This is a genomic window from Nocardioides sp. CPCC 206348, from assembly GCF_048654705.1.
Classification (GTDB): domain Bacteria; phylum Actinomycetota; class Actinomycetes; order Propionibacteriales; family Nocardioidaceae; genus Nocardioides.
Map to the genome: position 1 here is coordinate 3,116 of NZ_JBMCZA010000195.1, position 329 is coordinate 3,444.

1 protein-coding gene is annotated in these 329 nt (G+C 74.5%); it reads left to right on the forward strand.

Going from position 1 to position 329, the window contains the following annotated elements; translation table 11 throughout:
• Window positions 1-168: 168 nt before the first annotated feature.
• A partial coding sequence (locus tag ACOADB_RS17725; protein WP_378601514.1) for an SDR family NAD(P)-dependent oxidoreductase occupies window positions 169-329 on the forward strand: 161 nt, incomplete at its 3' end.

Genomic DNA, 329 nt, shown 5'->3' on the forward strand with positions numbered 1-329 from the left:
AGCCCGCTGCCAGCTCGAGGTGTGGCCCGAGCAGATGCATGTCTTCCAGGCGCTGCCTCGCCTGGTGCCCGAGGCGGACCGCGCCCTCGCGCGGGCGGCCGCCTTCGTCGACGCCGAGCTGGAGGCGCAGAGCCGCCGCGGCGCACTGACCCTGGTGAAGGAGGCGTGATGGGACGCCAACGCACTCGCGACGCCGGAGCCGTCGTGACGGGCGCCGGCAGCGGGATCGGCCGGGCCTTCGCCCGGGAGCTCGCTCGGCGCGATGGGCGGGTGGTCTGCTCGGACGTGGACGAGGTCGGGCTCAAGGAGACGGTCGACCTGATCGCGTC